13 protein-coding genes and 2 pseudogenes are annotated in these 18,553 nt (G+C 68.8%); 5 read left to right on the top strand and 10 right to left on the bottom strand.

Going from position 1 to position 18,553, the window contains the following annotated elements; genetic code table 11:
* Positions 1-33 precede the first annotated feature (33 nt).
* The 6 genes and pseudogenes from H0524_RS17265 to H0524_RS24965 all read right to left on the bottom strand — a co-directional run bounded on the left by H0524_RS17265 (position 34) and on the right by H0524_RS24965 (position 5,709).
* Positions 34-2,073, bottom strand: coding sequence for a DUF6541 family protein (locus H0524_RS17265; protein ID WP_180199568.1), 2,040 nt, complete (start codon positions 2,071-2,073; stop codon positions 34-36).
* 736 nt (positions 2,074-2,809) lie between these two features.
* The gene (locus H0524_RS17260; protein WP_180199638.1) at positions 2,810-4,198 is read right to left on the bottom strand and encodes an IS1380 family transposase; all 1,389 of its coding nucleotides are present in this window, start codon (positions 4,196-4,198) and stop codon (positions 2,810-2,812) included.
* A 58-nt stretch (positions 4,199-4,256) separates the two neighbouring features.
* Entirely contained in the window at positions 4,257-4,454 is a 198-nt protein-coding gene (locus H0524_RS17255; protein ID WP_180199567.1) for an IS3 family transposase, read from the bottom strand.
* A 16-nt stretch (positions 4,455-4,470) separates the two neighbouring features.
* Positions 4,471-4,638 carry a hypothetical protein gene (locus tag H0524_RS24970; RefSeq protein WP_180199548.1) on the bottom strand — a complete coding sequence of 56 codons (168 nt, stop codon included), beginning with the start codon at positions 4,636-4,638 and terminating at the stop codon, positions 4,471-4,473.
* 33 nt (positions 4,639-4,671) lie between these two features.
* Positions 4,672-4,830 (bottom strand): annotated as a pseudogene (locus tag H0524_RS25625) (transposase); the annotation flags it as partial.
* A gap of 432 nt (positions 4,831-5,262) precedes the next feature.
* Positions 5,263-5,709 carry a hypothetical protein gene (locus tag H0524_RS24965; RefSeq protein ID WP_255436027.1) on the bottom strand — a complete coding sequence of 149 codons (447 nt, stop codon included), beginning with the start codon at positions 5,707-5,709 and terminating at the stop codon, positions 5,263-5,265.
* A gap of 1,111 nt (positions 5,710-6,820) precedes the next feature.
* On the opposite strand from H0524_RS24965, the gene H0524_RS17240 reads away from it, so the two are divergent.
* Together H0524_RS17240 and H0524_RS17235 are read left to right on the top strand one after the other, a co-directional pair.
* The gene (locus tag H0524_RS17240) at positions 6,821-8,578 is read left to right on the top strand and encodes a CDP-glycerol glycerophosphotransferase family protein (RefSeq protein WP_180199637.1); all 1,758 of its coding nucleotides are present in this window, start codon (positions 6,821-6,823) and stop codon (positions 8,576-8,578) included.
* Between the two features lie 386 nt (positions 8,579-8,964).
* A pseudogene (locus H0524_RS17235) lies at positions 8,965-10,610 on the top strand (IS1634 family transposase).
* 490 nt (positions 10,611-11,100) lie between these two features.
* Here H0524_RS17235 and H0524_RS17230 read toward each other — a convergent pair.
* Complete coding sequence (locus H0524_RS17230) at positions 11,101-11,640, bottom strand: acyltransferase (RefSeq protein ID WP_180199566.1); 540 nt, start codon at positions 11,638-11,640, stop codon at positions 11,101-11,103.
* A gap of 182 nt (positions 11,641-11,822) precedes the next feature.
* On the opposite strand from H0524_RS17230, the gene H0524_RS17225 reads away from it, so the two are divergent.
* Both H0524_RS17225 and H0524_RS17220 read left to right on the top strand, forming a co-directional pair.
* A complete protein-coding gene (locus H0524_RS17225) occupies positions 11,823-12,479 on the top strand; it encodes a response regulator transcription factor (RefSeq protein WP_309225141.1) in 657 nt (218 codons plus the stop codon).
* A 6-nt stretch (positions 12,480-12,485) separates the two neighbouring features.
* Positions 12,486-13,910 carry a HAMP domain-containing sensor histidine kinase gene (locus H0524_RS17220; RefSeq protein WP_180199564.1) on the top strand — a complete coding sequence of 475 codons (1,425 nt, stop codon included), beginning with the start codon at positions 12,486-12,488 and terminating at the stop codon, positions 13,908-13,910.
* A gap of 7 nt (positions 13,911-13,917) precedes the next feature.
* Here H0524_RS17220 and H0524_RS17215 read toward each other — a convergent pair whose 3' ends face one another.
* The 3 genes from H0524_RS17215 to H0524_RS17205 all read right to left on the bottom strand — a co-directional run bounded on the left by H0524_RS17215 (position 13,918) and on the right by H0524_RS17205 (position 17,359).
* Positions 13,918-14,874 (bottom strand): TAXI family TRAP transporter solute-binding subunit, encoded by a 957-nt coding sequence (locus H0524_RS17215; protein ID WP_180199563.1) that lies wholly within the window; start codon positions 14,872-14,874, stop codon positions 13,918-13,920.
* A gap of 95 nt (positions 14,875-14,969) precedes the next feature.
* A complete protein-coding gene (locus H0524_RS17210; RefSeq protein WP_180199562.1) occupies positions 14,970-15,629 on the bottom strand; it encodes a hypothetical protein in 660 nt (219 codons plus the stop codon).
* Between the two features lie 122 nt (positions 15,630-15,751).
* Entirely contained in the window at positions 15,752-17,359 is a 1,608-nt protein-coding gene (locus H0524_RS17205) for a hypothetical protein (RefSeq protein ID WP_180199561.1), read from the bottom strand.
* Between the two features lie 179 nt (positions 17,360-17,538).
* Here H0524_RS17205 and H0524_RS17200 point away from each other — a divergent pair, with 179 nt between their 5' ends.
* Positions 17,539-18,525: an App1 family protein gene (locus H0524_RS17200; protein WP_180199636.1), complete on the top strand. Its 987-nt coding sequence runs from the start codon at positions 17,539-17,541 to the stop codon at positions 18,523-18,525.
* Positions 18,526-18,553 lie beyond the last annotated feature (28 nt).

Genomic DNA, 18,553 nt, shown 5'->3' with positions numbered 1-18,553 from the left:
TCGGTCAGGGGCCATCGCCTAGGTAATCTCCCGTCAGCTCGCTTCGGTGCAGGAGCGTCCGGTGTCCGTCACCCGGAAGATGCGGATGTTGCCGACCTGGTGGGTTAGGTCGATGCGGTCACTTGTGGCCAGCCGGTCCGGGTCGTAGTGCCGGGTCCAACCGCCGGGCATCCGCCGTTTGCCGACCACCAGGTAACTGATGTTGAGCCGGCGCACCTCACATCCGGCTGGCATGGCGTCCTCGTTGTCCACCAGCCAGTCCCAGGCCGCCCACCGCTGCTGGTAGTTCTCGTCGGGCAGGCCCGGCAGAGGCGGGATGCCGAACAGCAGTGGCACCCCGTAGTCCGCGTAGGACCAGGTCATGAACTCCCGGTTCCGGTCGTAGGCCACCACACTGTCCGGCGGCACGTTGTGTGCCAACCATCGGTAGGCCGCTGGGTAGGAGCCCCCCACCGGTGCACGTCTCTTCATCTCGCCCCGCAATGGCTCCCAGCTGTCCGGTATCGCCGCTAGCCCGAGCAGGGGCAGTACCACCAGTGCGGCTGCGGCCGCGGCCGGAGTGGGTGAATCGCGAAGTGCCCGCCCGCGGGCCGTCAGACGGCCTGCCAGCCAGGCGATGGCCAATGCAAGGACCACGGCACCGGCGACCGTCAGTAAACCGTGTACCGGGAACATCATCGAACGGACGCGTGCTCGTACCCCGTACCAGAGGCTGGACACCGTCATCGCGGCTGGTGAGTCAGAAGCCGAGGTCCAGAACCCGAGAAGAGTGAAGACGGCACCGGCGATCAACCAGGGGCGGGCCCAGCGCAGGGGGCGTAGCACCAATGCGAACACCGACAGCGCCAGGCAGGGGATGACGATCCAGAGCCCGACCTGAATCGCTGGCATGTCTAGCGGGAAGTCCTCACCGCCTACCGCAGGGTAACCGAACAGGATATAGCGTTGCGGGTCGGTGACCCAGTACTCCCAGGACTCACCATACCTGCCAAGCATCCGAGGCGGAATCGAGAGTCGTTCACCGTTGGCGCCGAGCAGTGCCCCGAGTATCGGCACCAGCGGTATCAAACCGGCGATGACCATGGCGGAGAAACCGAGGCCTACGTGACGCCAGACAGGCCGATCAGGAAGGAAGAGCGCCATCCCGAGCGCGAGCACACCGATGAACAAGACGTCGTAGGTGTGAGTCATGACGATCCCCGCGCCAGCCAAGCCGGCCAGCAGGCCCAGCCGCACCGGGTGGGCGCCGCGCAAGGCGAGTGCGACCAGCAGCGCCACCGCACCGGCCATGGCAGGTGCGGTCATCTCGGTGATCCGGCCCGTGACCGCCGAGAGCCACATCGGGCCGACTACCGCCGGCGCGGCAGCAGCACAGGCCGCGACAACCGGGCGGCCGCCAAGCATGCGTACCGCCGCGTAGACTCCGGCGACCAGAGCAATCGGGCCGAGAACGACCGACCAGACGGTCATCACCGCGCTGACCCGGCCGCCGGAAAGCTCGGCAGCCTGTGCCCAGGAGACGTTCGCCGCCAGGGGGTAGAAGGAACAGGACACCGCGGCGTCCGTGGCTCCAGTAGCGCACGTGGAGGAGATTAGAACACTATCGGTGTCCATGATCCGGCGGGTTAGGAATCCGTGGTTCATCGCGTCCCACCCGGGCGGTGCGTTGAGCCGCCCGAGGATCAGCCAACCGAACGCAACGCTGATTAGCGCCGGCACTGTAACCCCGACCAGGTCGGACCAATACGCTCGGACGGACGATAGTCGCAGCCGCTTTCGGAGGACTGGTCGGGATTGCCGGGTGTTCGTTCTGTCCGGCTGAGTGATCCCGCGGGCGACCAGTCGGGACCCAAGTACGGCAAAGCCGGCGAGGAGTAATTCGGCGACGAGTACCGCCAGGGCGCTGTCAGGTAGGCCGAGCTTCGGCAGCCACGACATGGCCAGGCTGATCAGGCCCAGGGTGAGTGCGGGTGCCGCGGCCCAGATTGCCCACCGGTAGCGCCCCGGGGGGAGGGTAAAACCGAGTAGCGCGCCCGGCACGAGGGCGACGGCGAGCGCGACGAGTGTGATCAAAGCCGTGTGTCCTTCCAAGGTGAGCCCAGGTCACCGGGATGAGGGGGCGTTTGTGCCCGCTAGTACGGCAGCCGCCGTCTGGGACCTTGCTGGTGAGGTGGGGCGAACGTCCCGCGGCCACCGTATGACCCTCTGTACGTTGTGGACATTACTTCGGATCTCGTGGTGGCCGCAGGCCACAGCGTAGACCCTGCAGCGTGGGAGCGGGTCGTGGCCGGGTGCTCGGGTGCTTCGCGGGCCGGTTCGGGCGCATGAAGCCGCAGCGGGCAGCGGCAGCGTTCGTGACCGGGTTGCGGTCTGACCTTGAGGCCAAGACGTATTGGCGGTTGGCGGAGCAGGCGCCGGGCCCGGCCTGCCGGATGCGATGCCACGGCTGTTGTACCGGGCGGTCCGGGACGCTGGCGCCGTGCGTGATGACCTACGGGCTCTGGTTGAGTTCCCCCCGCTTTGATGGAGCGGTGGTTACCTGCTCCCGGCTGGTGCCGGGGTGGCGATAGGTGGTTCGGCTGGTTGCGTCTGGCGGGTGTGCCAGGCGGTTTCGTATTCGTTCGGGCTGAGCCTCGATCCACCGACGCGGTTGCCGCTGAACGGTAGTTGATCGTTTTGGTTGTTGCTGATTCGGCGGGTGCGTGGGGCGGCCGATTACGTGATCGGCTTGCTCCGGTTGCGTGGTTCGGGCTGGAACGGGGTTGTGGCCTGTGGTCGGGCCGCCTGGTTTTCGGCTGGTGGGCCGTGGTCAGCCGGGTGCCGGCTGCACGGCGGTGTAGAGGTTGTCGAACGCCGCTTGCCAGGGCCAGTGCTCGGGTAGGTGCAGGCGGATGGTGCGGGCCCGGTGCGCGAGGCGGGCGGCGACGTTGATGATCCGGGTGCGGATGGTGGCGGGCCGGGCGGTCTTCCAGGCCCCGGCGGCCAGGTGTCCGGCGGCGCGGGTGAGGTTGTGCGCGATGCCGGCGCACGCGAGCCAGGCGTCGTTGGCGGCGAACCGTCCGGAGGGCAGGTGCGCCAGGGGTCCGGCGATCAGGTCGGCGTTGATCTGCTCGATGATCGCGTGGCCGCGGTGTTGGGCCTCGGCCTGCATCAGGGTGTAGGGGCTGTCGGTGAATACCGCGTGGTAGCGGTAGGCCGGCATGAGTTCTTCCTGGCCGGGGGCCTGGGCGGGGTCGTCGCGGCGGATGCGGCGCACGATCAGCCGGGCGGTCACCTGGTGGCGGGTGCCGGCGAACGCGGTGTAGGTGGTTTCGGCGATCTGGGCGTCGGAGATCCACCGCCCGGCGTCGTCGTCCCATACGGCCTGCGGGTACTTGATGTCGACCCACTGCTCGTCGCCGATGCCCTCGCACGCGGCGCGGATCTTTGCGTCGATCCGGGCGGTGAGCGAGAACCGCACGCCGCGGCGGCGGCACGCGGCGATGACGGTCTTGGCGTAGAACGCCGAGTCCGCGCGCACCACGATCTCGCCCGTCGCGCCGCACGTGCGGGCAGTGGTGATCGCTTCAGTGATCATGCTCGCGGCGCCGCGGGCGGAGCCGGCGTTGCCGGCGCGCAACCTCGTGGCGGCGATCACCGGCGCCGACAACGGCGTGGACAACGTGGCAACCAGGGGGTTGTAGCCGCGCAGCCAGACGTTGTAGCCGCCGACCTTGGCGTGGCCGAACCCAATGCCCTGCTTCTGCTTGCCGTAGACCCGACGCAACATCGAGTCGATGTCCACAAAGCACAGCGTGTCGGCGCCGGCCAGCAGCGGCGTCCGCCGAGCCAGGCCGATCAGGGCGTCGCGGGCGGCGGCCTGCAACTGGCGCACGTGTCCGTGGGTGAAGGTGCGCAGGAACGAGCCGAGTGTCGACGGCGCATACACGCTGGTGAACAGCGACCGCATGCCGCCGTGGCGGGCCACGTCGAGGTCGTCGATACTGTCCGCGCCCGCGAGCATCCCCGCCACGATCGTGGCGACCTTCCCGGCAGGGTTCGCGCCCTTGTCCGTGGGCAGCCGCACCCGGTCGGTGACCGCGTCGTGCAGACCGGCCTGCTCGGCCAGGCGCATCACCGGCACCAAGCCGGCACACGACACCAGATTCGGGTCGTCAAACGTCGCGCGCACCACCGGCGCGTCATGGCGTAATCTCACCTGCGAGGTGCCCTTTCGAGCCGAACGATAGAAGCGTCGCAACTCCTATCCTTCCAGCTCAGAGGGCACCTTCTATCTTCGGACTCCCGCCGACCCGGCCTTCATCGAGGCTGAGGTAGCTCAACTCTTTTTGGATGCGGCGGGTGTTGTACCAGCCGTCGATATAGGCGAAGATCGCGTTCTCGGCCTCGTCGCGGGTCCGCCACGAGGTGCGGTAGACGAGTTCGATCTTCAACGTTGACCAGAAATTCTCCATCAACGCGTTGATGCCCCTATGTCAAGTTTTGAGCTTGGTTGATCTTCGGCGGGGTGAGGGCGCGGCGGATCTCGGTGAAGACTTGGCGGGCGATGTAGCGCTTAAGCAGGCGCAGGATCTCTTTGCGGCTGGAACCGAGCGCTGTGCGGCGTGCTGCGTACTCGCGGGTGCGCGGATCATGCATGAGGCGGTTGTTGGCAATCGTCCATAGTGCGCTGTTGGCGGCGCGGTCACCACCGAGGTTGAGCCGGTGGCGTCGGGTCTTGCCGCTGGAGTGCGCGACCGGGCTGACGCCGCAGAGCGCGGCGAATGCGGCTTCGCTGCTCAGCCGGTCGGGGTTGTCGCCAGCGGTCGCGAGGAGTTGGGCTGCGGTGATCGGCCCGATGCCGGGCTGGTTTAGCAGCCGGGGAGCGGTCTGGCGGACGATCGCCTCGACCTGGGCGGTGTTCGCGCGGACCTCGGTGTCGAGGAACTGCCAGCGGCGGGCCAGCGAGGCCAGGGCGAGGCTGATGCCGTCGGCGCCGGTCAGCGTGGCGCAAGCGGCGGCGAGGTGGTCGGTGCGCCGGCGGTCCAGCTGGGCGCGCTGGTCATCGTCGAGTTCGAGGATGAGGCTACGTAGCTGCAGCTCGGCTTGGGTGCGTGATTTGGTCGCGCTGCGCCGGGCAACCAGGAGAGCCCGCAGCTGCCCGGCTGGTCCGGTGCGAGTCTTGGGGGTGGCGGTTGCGTCGCCGGAGAGAACCGCGCGGGCGGCGTTCTCGGCGTCGACGGGGTCGGACTTGCCTCGGCGACGCCGGGCAGCGCGGTCGGGTCAGTTGACCTCGAACACGGTGATACCGCGGCCGGTCAGGAACTGGGCAAGCCGGTAGCCGTAGCTTCCGGTGCCCTCCACGCCAGCTTGGGCGAGCTGCCCGAACCCGGCGACCCACTGCCACAGGTCAGCGTGGTGGGCGTCGTCGGTGGGAAAGCTGGCTATGTCGTTGACCGACTCGATCAACTGCCGGATCTTCGTGAGTATCGCCTCGCCGTGGCGGGCCCTCTCCGGTTTGCGTGACGGACGCAGCAGCTCGATGCCCTGTTCGGCCAGTCGCTTCTCGAACGGCTGGGAGGCGAAGCCCTTGTCCGAGATCAGCAGGATCCCGTCATGCCCGGCAACCACGCCTGCCTCGACCTGCAGCATCGAGGCGAGAACTTCCCGTTCGCCGATCTTCGGGCTGGCCAGGGCCCACAGGATCGGCATCCCGGTCGGGGCGCACACCAGGTACAGCCGTAGTCCCAGAAGAACCGGGAGTGGGAGGCGCAGTACCCGTAGCTGGCCCAGCCGGCCAGGTCCGAGCGTTGGACCGTGGGGCGGCACATGCCGCACGGGATAGGGGTGGAGTCGACGATCCAGTGGCTGTCGAGCCAGAAGTCACTGTCGCGGGCCAAGTCCCGGATGGTCTTCTTGATCAACGGTAGCGCGGCGTGTAGGCGCTTGTTGTAGCCGGGTCGCTGCGGCAGGTACGGGAACATACTGGCCAGGTGGATAGGGCCTGCCCATGGTCCACGAGCCCTGATTGCCGGACCGCCGGCGATGTGGGGTTACTCCGGATGAGGCATACGGGAAGGACTCAAAATTCCGGACCTGGCTACAGCAGCAGCGCATCGGCTATGCCCGGCCGTCAACGCGCCTCTTGGCATGGAAACGCTGCAGCTGCGGCGACGGGGCCAAGGGCCACGACTCTACGACTGGGCCGTGGCGAGCGTGTCACCGCCGGTGACGGCTACGGCACCTGCTGCCGATCCGCCGCAGCATCATCGACCCACCGACCTAGCCTACTACCTATGCTTCGGCCCTGCCAATACCCGGGATGAGGGCCTGATCCACATCGCCGGGGCACGGTGGGCCATCCAGCGGTGCTTCCAACAGCCAAAACCGAGGGCGGTCTGGAGCACTACCAAGTGCGCCGATACGGCGCCGGGCACCGACAAACAACGTACGTACTGTGCGTCCACGCCTACCCCGCCGTCACCACCGCCCACCCCAAGAGGGGGCACCGAATCCGATGGCGGCCTCGTTCCCCTCACCCTCGGAGATTCCGCCGTCTGCTGGCAAATCTGATCACCACCACCCGACCCTTCCACCACATCCACAGCAGGAGACACTTCGGCTACCCGTGGTGTTCTCCACGTTAATGCTGCCACTTGCACTGAGAAGATCTGCGAACGCGGCGCTGGCCCGCTGGCCTCGGCGTGGCCCGGTGCGCCGCGTGGTGTCGCGGTAAGGTCGGGCCCTGTACTGTTCACCAGCGTCACGAACGGGCTGGCCAGAAAGTGGTTTAGGTCACGTCGACCACACCAGATTGTCGACCTTCTAGGGAGTGGACGCGTTGTTCGGCAAGTTGATGGGGCCGGGAGGCGGTGCTGCCCGGGGCATGGTGGTTGTGCTCTGCTACCTGGCGATGCTACTGGCCGGTGCGCTCGGCCAACCCGCTTTCTTCGCGGTGGCCGGCACGCTGGCGGTGTGCGGCGAGTTCGCCATGGTGAAGTGGTCGGCACCATCTGAGGTATTGTTGACAAAGGTCGGTCTGACTGGGCCGTACCGACAGCTCACCCGTGACCTCGCCAGCGTGCTGCTGGTCGTCGCCGCGGTGCGCCCGGATTCGGTGTCGGTAGCCTGGCTGATGGTGCTGGTGGCCTCAGTATGGGTGATTGCTGTCCTTGCCGGCGCCTTGAATTCGATTATCGACCGACGCAATGCGATATCGGTGCTTGTGCGCAACATCGACTTCGGTCCGGTGCGTTTGGCGCCGCGTCCTCCGTCCTGGGCTGCCGATATCGCTGGTGGGCGTCTAACTCTGCTCAACATCGTGCTGGTCCCTGGTGCCCTTGTCGCCGCCGCTACCGATGACGTCGCCCCCGTACTGATCGTCGCGGGAGTCGCCGTATCGGTCGCCGCTGTGGTCGGCTTGGCAGTGGCGGCGACCTGGCTACGCGGTCGCAGCACGGGCCAGCCGAGCCCGCTGCCGAAAGTTCAGCACTGGCTGGACGTCCACCAGCCAGAGGTGGCGCTGTACTTCGCTGGTCCAGCTAAGGACGTCTACCAGGCGAATATGTGGTTGGCCCCGACCGAGGCGTTGGAGCGTCCGGCGGTGGTGCTGATGCGTAGCCGCGAGGCGATCGACGCGTTGGCCGATACCCGGCTACCGGTGATCTGTGTGCCAGCCGGGGTCAATTTCATGAACCTCGACCTCAGTAGCATCCGGGCCACCCTCTACGCGGCGAATGTCGGTGCGAACATCCACATGCTCCGCGAGCCGGGAACGAAACACGTCTTCGTCGGACACGGTGATAGCGATAAACAGGCCAGCGTTAACCCGTACAGCAAGGTGTACGACGAGGTCTGGGTGGCCGGTATGGCCGGCCGGGAGCGGTACGAACGGGCCGCGGTCGGCGTACGTGACGAGGCCATTGTTGAGATAGGGCGACCGCAGCTGGCTGGCGTACAAACCTTCGGTTCGGAAGCCGTCGATCGGCTGTTCACTGTGCTCTACGCTCCAACCTGGGAGGGCTGGCTCGACGACGACCCGTACCACACCTCCCTTATGCTGATGGGTGAGCGGATCGTCAGGGATCTGCTGGAGATCCGGCCTGCGGTCCGGTTGATCTACAAGCCCCACCCGCTTACCGGCTCCCGCTCCAAAGAGGCCGAGGCTGTACACAAGCGGATGGTGGGGTTGATCCGCGCGGCCGGCGGCGACCCGGCGGCGACCTCGTTGGACGGATCCCGCCACCTCGTAGTGACCGGCCGGGTGCCGGCGCTGTATGACTGTTTTAACCAGACCGACCTGTTGATCAGCGATGTGTCCAGCGTGGTGTCCGACTTCGTGCAGAGCCAGCGACCATATGTTGTGGCGAATCCCGGTGGATTGCCGGACGACGAATTCCGTCAGGAGAACCCAACCGCCCGGGCCGCGTACCTGCTCTCCAGCGATTGTGGCGAGTTGGAGAAGATCCTGGGACTGACCCGGGCCGGCGACGACCCGATGGCCGAGGCGCGGCGGGAGCTGAAGACTTACCTGCTCGGTCCGGGCGAGCCTAACGCCATGGTTCGGTTCCAGGCCGAGATCGCTCGACTCTGCGACTGAGTTGATGTAGCGGCCGGGACGGGTGAGCGGCGCCAACGACCCTTTCCCGAAACCTTTGATCGTCCCCAGCCGGGACTCCTCGGTCGCCCAGCCCGGTGGGACTTGGCCGCCTCGGTCGTTCGGATGATCTCGGGTACCGAGGGTCTTCGCCGCCATACCGATGCCGGGTAGGTTGGTCAGGCTGCTTCCGGCCGCGGCTACTGCCTAACGACCTCGCTGGCGAAGCCACCCGCGTGTCCGACCGATCCGTGGTCGTTCAGATTACCCGCTCTGACCTGAGTTTGGTCACCGGCTTGCGGGGCGATGGGGTGTAGGGCGCTGACCTGGGGTGTTGGGTGCTGGTGGGTTGTTTCTGAGGCACTAATTGGTGTCTTACGCTCGGGTTCGTGGCGTGGATTCGGCGGGTGCGGACGGCCTCGGGCGCGACGGCGGTGCAGATCGCCGAGTCCGTCGGTGGGCGGCGGCGGATCATTGCTCATGTGGGCTCGGCGCATACCGAGGCCGAGTTGGGGTTGCTGATCGCGCGGGCCCGCGAGCTTCTTGCCGATCCTGGGCAGGGTGAGCTTGAGCTGGGTGTCGAGCCGGTCGCGCCGAAGGCGGCCTTGGTCGGCCCGGTCGGTGACGCGGCGTTGTTCCAGGTCGAGGGTTCATCGGTGCATGGGCCGGCGGTGGTCGCCGCGCCGCGGGTGGTGTCGACGGCGTCGCGGGTGCTCTACGACGTGCTGGCCGCGGTGTTCACCACTTGGGATTCGACGCGGTGGGCGACAAGGTCTTTCGGGATCTGGTGATCGCGCGGATCGTGGAGCCGACCTCGATCCGCGACACCGGTCGCGTGCTGATCGACCTGGGTCGTAAGCCGTCCAGCGAGAAGACGATGCGCCGCACCCTGATCCGCGCACACGAGGGCGGTTACCGCGATCAGGTCGCACGACTGTGCTTCGCCCACGCCACGGGCAGCGGCGATGTCAGCCTCTGCTTGTACGACGTGACCACGTTGTACTTCGAGGCCGACAAGGAAAACGACCTACGCAAGGTCGGATACTCCAAGGAACGACGTGTGGACCCGCAGATCATCGTCGGCCTGCTGGTCGACCGACACGGGTTCCCGTTGGAGATCAGCTGCTTCGAGGGCAACAAGGCCGAGACATTGACATTGCCGCCAGTCATCCGCCAGTTCCAGGCCCGCCACCACATCGCGGGCATGGTCATCGTCGCCGACGCCGGCATGCTGTCGGCGACCAACCTCCGCGAACTCGACGCCGCCGGCCTCGGCTTCATCGTCGGTTCACGCACCACCAAGGCGCCGATCGATCTGGAGTCGCACTACCGCTGGCACGGGGACTACTTCACCCACGGACAGATCATCGACACCATCACCCCCCGCACCGGCGCCAACCGGGACAACGATCCCGCCCTCAAGGCCGAGCCGGTGTGGAACCCACGAACACACACCTCGGCGTGGCGGGCGGTGTGGGCCTACTCCACCGCACGCGCCGTCCGGGACAACAAGACCCTCAACGCCCAAGAGGCAAAAGCACGGGCCGTCATCGCCGGGGAGAAGACGACCAGGACCCCGAGATTCGTCACCATCAACGGCACCGCCCGCACCCTCGACGAAACGTCGCTGGCCAGGGCACGCAAACTCGTCGGACTCAAGGGCTACGTAACCAACATCACCCACAACGTGATGAGCCCGGCCGAGGTGATCTCCAACTACCACGACCTGTGGCACGTCGAGCAGTCCTTCCGCATGTCCAAGACCGACCTCGCCGCCCGACCCATGTTCCACCACACGAAAGACGCCATCGAGGCACACCTGACCATCGTGTTCACCGCCCTGGCCGTGACCCGCGAAGTGCAGACCCGCACCGGACTCGCGATCCGCAACGTCCTGCGTCAGCTACGCCCGCTACGCTCCGCCACCCTCGCGATCAACAACGCCACGCAGACGTTCCCACCCCAGATCGACCCCGAACGACAAGCCATCATCGACGCACTCACCATGGGCGGACCTCAGGCACTAACGAAATGACCGAACTCAGGTCTGAACGGGTCCTCGGCCCGAAAATCAGTCATAGGGGCAGCCCTGGAGCTGCCCGCTACCATCGCCGCAGGGGCACAGTCGGCCTACGCAAGGCAGTCTTCGGAAACTGGTCTTGATCGCCGCCGTCCACGCGCTCCGCCTCGCCAGACAGCCTTTGCGGCATCCTGCGACAACGCGTCCAAGTCGCTGGCGAGCTCGAAAGAACTCACGTTGCCCCGGTCTGACCATCATTGTTGATCAAGGACGTCGTCCCGGTTCGCGTCGCCGCCGCCCTGCGGCGAGTCGGACGCCAACCAGATCGGCGACTGCCGTTCGAGCCGGGGCAAACGTCACAACGCCGACCTCAGCTGCCTCGCCCGAGGCCGCCGCGACGTCCTGTTCGCCATGCTCCGTGAGTAGATCCCTACCAGCTACACCTCACGTTTCCGTCTCGGCCTGACGAAATCCGCCGGGGTATCTCCTCCGTCATCGATGGATATCAGCTCTGCTGAGGCGAGGTCTTGGCGTTGCGGGAGACGACCTCGCCCTTGGCGTTCACCCAGCCCCTCGGGCGGGCCGGGTTCCCCATTACCAACTGGTACGGCTTGACGTCCTTCGTCACCACGGAGCCGGCGGCGATCATGGCGTACTCGCCGACCTCGATCCCGCAGATCAGGGTGGCGTTGGCGCCGATGGAAGCCCCGCGGCGGACCGTCGTCTCGGTGATCGTCCAGTCGGGGTTTTGGGCCCGGGGCCGGAAGTCGTTGGTGAAGACCGCGCAGGGGCCGACGAAGACCTCGTCCTCAAGGGTCACGCCCTGGTACACCGAGACATTGTTCTGGATCTTGACTAGGTTACCGACGGTGACCTCTGTGTCCACGTACACGTTGCGCCCGATGACGCAGCCCGCGCCGATCCGCGAGGTAGAGCGGATGTGGGCCAGGTGCCAGATCTTCGTGCCGTCACCGACCCAGGCGCCGGCTTCCACATCGGCGGTGGGGTGGACAAAGACCGGCGTCCGGTCGTTGGTGTCAGCCATGTCAACTCACATCGTCTCGGGTCCCAATCGCGTTGTAGCATAGCCACCCGAACGAGCCGGCCCGCAGGCCCGCCGTGTCGGCCATCGGCGCGACCGATGCCGAGATGGAATCCGCCCCTCCCGTCAATCGCCGATGTCTGCGACCATTCGTGGTCAACGAAGGCGAGAGTTGGGGGCACCGGGTGCGGATCCTGCTTGTCGAGGACGACCATCGGGTGGCCGCCGCGCTCACCGCGGCCCTGACCCGGCGCGGTTACCAGGTGGAGCACGCGGCGACGGTCGCCGCCGCGCTCTGCGCAGCTCCGTGCGACCTGGCCCTGCTGGATCTCACCCTGCCCGACGGAGACGGCACCGACCTGTGTCGGGAGCTGCGGCGGCGCAGTAACCAACTCGGGATCATCGCGGTGACCGCGCGGGGGGAGGAGCGCGACCGGGTGCTCGGGCTGCGGATCGGTGCGGACGACTACGTGGTCAAGCCGTTCTCGATGGTGGAGTTGCAGGCCCGGATCGAGGCGGTGCTGCGCCGCGCCGCCCAGGCCGCGCCAGAGCGCAACCTGATCGAGGTCGGTCCGGTCCAGATCGATGTGGCGGCCCGGACGGTCCGCATCCACACCCAGGAGGTGGCGCTGACCCGTAAGGAGTTCGACGTGCTCCTCTCCCTGGCCCGCCAGCCCGGAGCCGCCGTGCCCCGCGATCGGATTCTGCTCGACGCCTGGGGCACCACCTTCGCCGACGGGCACACCGTCGAGGTGCACGTCGGCTCGCTCCGCGGCAAGCTGGGTGACCCCCGCCTGGTGGAGACCGTACGCGGGATCGGCTACCGGCTGCGGAACGGGTGAGGTGCGGTGCGCCGTCGCCTGGTGATCAGCTATCTGCTGCTGATGGTGCTGGTCCTGGTTGCCCTGGAGACCCCGCTCGCGGCCACGCTGGCCAGTCGGGAGACCGAGCGGGTCCGCGCCGACCGGCTCGCCGACGCGACCCGCTTCGCGTCGTTGGCCGACGCGGCGCTGCGCGGCGGCAGCACCGGCCCGATCGGCAGTGAGTTGGACCGGTACGACGAGCTGTACGGCATCGGCGCCGCGGTCGTCGACCGGGACCGGCGGACGGTGGTCGCGTCGCCGACCTGGCAACCCGCCTCGGGCACCCGGGGGGCGCTCGACGTGGCCCTCTCCGGTCAGCAGGCCAGCGGGCCCGACTCGGTGCTGCCGTGGGTGGACGCGCCGATCGTCGTCGCGGTGCCAATCAACGACGGCGGCGAGGTCCTCGGCGCGGTGGTCACCACCACCCCCACCGATCGGATCCGGGGGGCCGTCACCACCTGGTGGCTGCTGCTCGCCGGTGCCGGCCTGCTCGCGGTGCTGGCCTGTGTCTCGACCGCGTTCGCCCTGGCCGGATGGGTGCTGCGACCGGTCACCGAGCTGGACGCGGTGACCCACGAGATCGCCGAGGGCGACCGGAACGCCCGCGTGCAGGATCGGCAGGGTCCACCCGAACTACGCCGCCTGGCGGCGAGCTTCAACCACATGGCCGACGCCGTCTCCGACGTGATGGATCGGCAGCGGGCGTTCGTGGCGCACGCCAGCCACCAACTCCGCAATCCGTTGACGGCACTGCGGCTGCGGGTCGAGGAGCTGGGATCCAGCCTGGGCGACCCGCAGGGCGCGGCCGAGCACCAGCTTGCCCTGGCCGAGACCGACCGGCTGGCGCTGGTGCTGGATGCGCTGCTCACCCTGGCTCGGGCCGAGCGGACGGAGAACCTGCGCGTGACCGTTGACGCGGCAGCGGTCGCCGCGAGCCGGGTGGCGGCGTGGGAGCCGCTCGCGCGCCGCCGGGCGATCACCCTGCGACTGGACACCGATGCTGCTCCGGCGTATGCGAGAACCGTGCCGACCGCCGTTGACCAGGCGCTTGACGCGTTGATCGACAACGCGGTGAAGTTCAGCGTCGCGGGGGGTGAGGTGACGGTGGCGGTTCGGGGTCGGGCGGACGGGACGACCCTGCAGGTACGCGACACCGGCCCGGGTATGACGGCCAGCCAACTCGACAAGGCGACCGAACGGTTCTGGCGGGCGCCGGAGGCGCAGAACATTGACGGTGCCGGGCTGGGTCTGGCCATCGTCGCCGTCCTGGTGGACGCCTCCGCGGGGCGGCTAAGTATGCGTCCGAACCAGCCACATGGCCTGGTCGCTGCCCTCTGGTTTCCCGCGTCGCCGCCCAGCACCGCCGACGACGGGGAGCAGGACGCGCCCCGCCCTGCTGCTCGGTGCTGACCGGTGGCTACGGCTTGACCGCGTTGTACCAGGCCACCGCCCCAGGGTGCAGTGGTAGGGGCGTGGTGTTGATGGCCGAGCGCGGACTCAGCTGGCCGGCTGCGGGGTGCGCCGACGCCAGCTCCTGGCGTCGCTCCATCAGTAGCCGGGTCAGGTCCCGGACCAGTCCCGCTGGCAGGTCGGCCCGGACGATCAGGTAGTTCGGGTTGGCAACGGTGGTCACCGGGTCCACCCCGTACACCGAGCGGGGAACGTCCCGGGAGACGTAGAAGCCGGGGTACTGGGCGCGTAGCGGCGTGCTCCACTCGCCCAGGTCGACCAGGTGGACGCGCCGTTGTGCGGCCAGCGTCGCCACCGCCCCCACCGGTAGGCCCCCGGAGAAGAAGAACGCGTCGATCTGGCCGGCGTGCAGCGCCTCGACCGAGTCGTCCAGGCCGAGCCGCTCCCGGCGTACCGCATCCCCGCCGAGCTGGGCCACGTCGAGCAGCCGGGACGTGGTGATCTCGGTGCCGGAGCCGGATGCCCCCACCGAGACCCGCTGGCCCCGCAGGTCGGCGAGGGTGCGGACGCCACTGGTCGGGGTGGTGACGAGGTGTAGGAGGTCGTCGTAGACGCGGGCCACGGCGGCCATCGTCGGCGGCGTGGCCGGCACGGCGGGGAGCGCGTCGGCCTGGGTGAAGCCGAGTTCCGCTTCGCCAGCGTTCACCAGCCGGATGTTCTCCGCCGACGCGGCGGTCACCAGCACCTCCGCCTCGACGTTCGGTAGTTCCCGATTGAGGATGGTGGCCAGTGACTGCCCGAAGGCGTAGTAGACGGCGGTGGGACTGCCGGTGGCGATTCGGATCTGCACGGTTGGTGGCGGGCCGTGCTGGCATCCGGTGAGACCCGGCAGCGCCATCGCCAGAAGCAGTACGGCCAGCACCGCGTCGCGGCGGCGACCTGGGATTCTGATCACGCGCTGCACTGTGCGCCGTACGCGTGGTCGGGCGCAACCCGGATCGTGCGCCGATCCGGTCCCGGCGCTCGACCCGCCCACCCACCGATAAGATCAGCCGTTCCTCAGCTCGGGGGTGGCGGCCCCAGCTCCGTGGCCTGCATGATCCGTACGCGGGCCGGCCCGTGCGGCACACTCACCAGATAGCAGCCGGTGCCAGGGCGCAGTATCGCCGGCGCGTCCAGCAGAGCGGCGCTCCGGACGAGGATCGCCGCCAGGTCCCGGTCGGTCACCCGGATCCCGAGGATGTGCCGTCTGATGTGCCGGCCACCGGCCAACAGCGCGGCTCGCCAGGCCGCTGCGGCCAGCCGGGTCCGCCCCACCCGTCGGGGGAGCGACGCGTCGCGCACCGGGGCGCCGATGAGTTCCCCGCGTCCGCGGCGCCAGCTGGCACCCAGGATGGCGGCGTACCCGGCTTGTTGGGCTGGGGCGATGGTCAGCCGGTGCAGCTCGTAGCGGCGGCGCAGCCCGCCGACGGCGCGTTCGTGCGTGACCGGAACCTCGAGCTGGTGGAGTAGGTGACGGAGTCGCTGCGCCGCGTCCTCGCGGTTGAACTCCACCCGCCCGGGCGCGTGGACGGGGGCGCCGCGCTGGCGTCGGGCCGCCGTCGGCACGGTCGCGCAGCGCAGGAGACAGGCGGCCTCGAACGCGGCGGTCAGGGTCCGCCAGTCCAGCGGCGGTGGGGTCGACGCTGACCGGGGACGGTCCAGCAGGGTCGGGTTCACCGTGGGACTCCTTAGCGGCGTCGGATTTCCCCTACGGTGACGGCTGTCACAAGCGTAGGGAACCGATTGGGCCAAGCCTTGAGGAAATCTTGCGAGTGTGGTGGCGGTTGCTGACGGTCGCCCTACTGCCAGGGCCGGAGCGGTGTCTCCGGGTGATACACCCGATACTCCCCGGCGTCGGAGATGAGGGAGGCGTCAGCTCGTTCGCCGAGCAGTTGGCGCAGGCGTTGTTCCTGGGGCGATCCGGTCTCCACCACATAGCCGGGCCGGCTCGCCACCGCCACCCGGTCCCAGTAGGCGGGGTAGCGGTTATTTCCCGGGTTGAGCTCGTCGTCGAGGACCCCGCAGGCCACCTCCTCGTCCGTGTTGAAGATCAGGCGGTTGCAGGTCCAGTAGGTCCCGTAGACCTCGTGGGGACCGGTTGCGCGCAGGGTGTCCGCCAACTCCCGGGCGGCGCGTTCGTTGGCTCGAGAAGCGGCGGTGCCGGTGGTGATGAACAAAACCGTGATCAGCGAGGCGGTGACGGCGAGGGCGGCGAGGAACGCCGCGGCGAGCGTGCCCGCCAGCCGACCAAACACACCGGCGGTGCCCTGTAGGGCCGCGACCGCCGCCTGCCAGAGCGGCCACAGCACCGCGGGTAGGGACAGCTGCAGCAGCGCCAGGTAGCGGGCGTTGGCCAGGGGATCCGTGGCGGCGACCGAAGTGCGTATGTACGACAGGAGGGTCAGCGCCGCGCCGACGACCAGCGCGAGGTGCACGACCGGGGCGACCCGCGCGGCCCGTCCGGTGGCCCGCAGATACGCGACGACCGCGACCACGGTCGCGATCACCAGCAGCACCGGGTAGAGCAGGCCGAACCCCTCCAGCCAGCGGCTGCACCCGTTGACGGGGCAGAGCCCGGTGGCCAGCGGCACCCCCTCCAGTACGGCGCCGGCGAACCGCTGGGCCAGCGGTGGGTCCAGATCGTCGTGGACCTGTTGGAGCACCGACAGCGGGTCCGTACCCGGGCCGGCGGTGCGGTAGTACGCGATCATCGGCGAGACGCCGAGCGCGAATCCGGCGACCAGCAGCACGCCCGCCCAGCCGAGCAGGTCGCGGCGGGCCGCCCACAGCAACGCCAGAGTGGCGGCCCCGACGTAGGGCAGGAGCAGCCAGTCGGACCAGACGGCCACCCCGGCGAGCAGGCCGAACAGGCCGACAGCCAGCCGGCGGAGCCGGAGCGTCCCCCGGGCCAGCCCCACCACGACCAGCAGCATCAGCAGCACCGCCACCTTCCCCTCCGGGCGCCCGCCCACCGCGGTCAGCTGGTCCCGGATCACCCGCTCTGAACCGAGCGCGAGTAGGCCGACGATCAGGGTGGCGAACCAGGGGGAGCCGATCCGGCGGGTCAGCCGATGGATCAGCCAGAGGAAGAGTGCGTAGAGGGCCAGCAGCGGCAGCCGGAGCACCGGCCAGCTCGGCCCGAAGAGCGCGAGTAGGGGCGCGGCGAGGTACGACTCCAGCACCCCCATGTAGTGCTGCCCGTACAGGAACACGGGCTGCTCCTGGCCAGCGGCGATGTGGAGGGCGGCGAGTCCGAACGTCGCCTCGTCGCTGTTTGACGGCGGGACCGTGGCCAGGGTGAGGAGCAGCCGGTATCCGACACCGGCCACCCCGAGCACCAGCGCGACGAGTGCCGGCGGGTCCAGCCGCCGGCGCCATCGCCCACGGCGCGGTAGAGGTTGCGACACGATCAGGCCCCCGTCATCCCCTCACCGGAGTCTGTCACAGGCGCTCGGCGGGGCGGGGCGGTTCGCTGCCGGCCCGTTCGCCTGGCGTGGTCGCGGTAGGTCGGTTGTGGCAGGGTGGCCGTGTGCCACCGACTTCCGCCGGCCAACTGGCCGTACCTCAACTACATCGGGCCGCGCGGATGGAGGACGCCGTACACCGTCTGCTCGAGCGGCGGCTCCGGCGCACCGGTTGGCGGATCCACACCGTGGCCTACCCGGGCTACGGGGCCCCGGGCTGGGTCCGGGTGACGTGTCGGGTGCTGTTGCGGCGGCCGGACAACCGGCAGCGAGGCCGGCCGGAGAAGGTTCGGGGCTGGCGTAGCTTCGCCACCCTGCCGGCCAAGCACGTCCAGGTGGACATCGAGTCGGGGGGCGAGCGGCACGAGACGCGAACCGACCGCAGCGGCTTCGTGGACACGATCGTGCCGGTGGACCTGCCCCCGGGTTGGGGGTCGGTGCGGATCCGGGTCCCGGAGGCAGAGCCGGTCCAGGCGCCGGTGCGGATTCTTGACCCCCGGGTGCGCTTTGGGGTGATCTCCGATGTTGACGACACGGTCATGGTCACCACGCTGCCGCGGCCCCTGCTGGCCGCCTGGAACACGTTCGTCCTGGACGAGCACGCCCGGGCTGCGGTGCCCGGGATGGCCGTGCTGTACGAGCGGCTGGTCACCGCCCACCCCGGCGCTCCGGTGTTCTACCTGTCCACCGGCGCCTGGAATGTGGCGCCGACCCTGACCCGGTTTCTGTCTCGGCACCTCTATCCGGCCGGGCCGTTGCTGCTCACCGACTGGGGCCCGACGGCGGACCGGTGGTTCCGCAGCGGCCGGGAGCACAAGCGGGCCACCCTGACCCGGCTCGCCACGGAGTTCCCGGACGTGCGCTGGCTACTGGTCGGCGATGATGGTCAGCACGACCAGGAGATTTACCGGGAGTTCGCGGTGTCCCACCCGGACAACGTCGCCGGGATCGCGATTCGCCGGCTCTCCCCGACCCAGGCGATGCTCGCCGGCGCGTTGCCGTACTCCGCCAGCGACAGCGCCTCGACTCCGCCGGTGGGGCAGGAGTGGCTCTCGGCGCCGGACGGGGCCGGGCTGTGGCACCTGCTGCGGGAGGCGGGTCTGGTCTGAGCCGCGGGTCCACCGGATCTTGATAGCC

The sequence above is a fragment of the Salinispora sp. H7-4 genome (genome assembly GCF_013416675.1).
GTDB lineage: Bacteria > Actinomycetota > Actinomycetes > Mycobacteriales > Micromonosporaceae > Micromonospora > Micromonospora vitiensis.
Note: the sequence above shows the minus strand (reverse complement) of the source record. Positions and strands in the feature narration are given on the sequence as shown.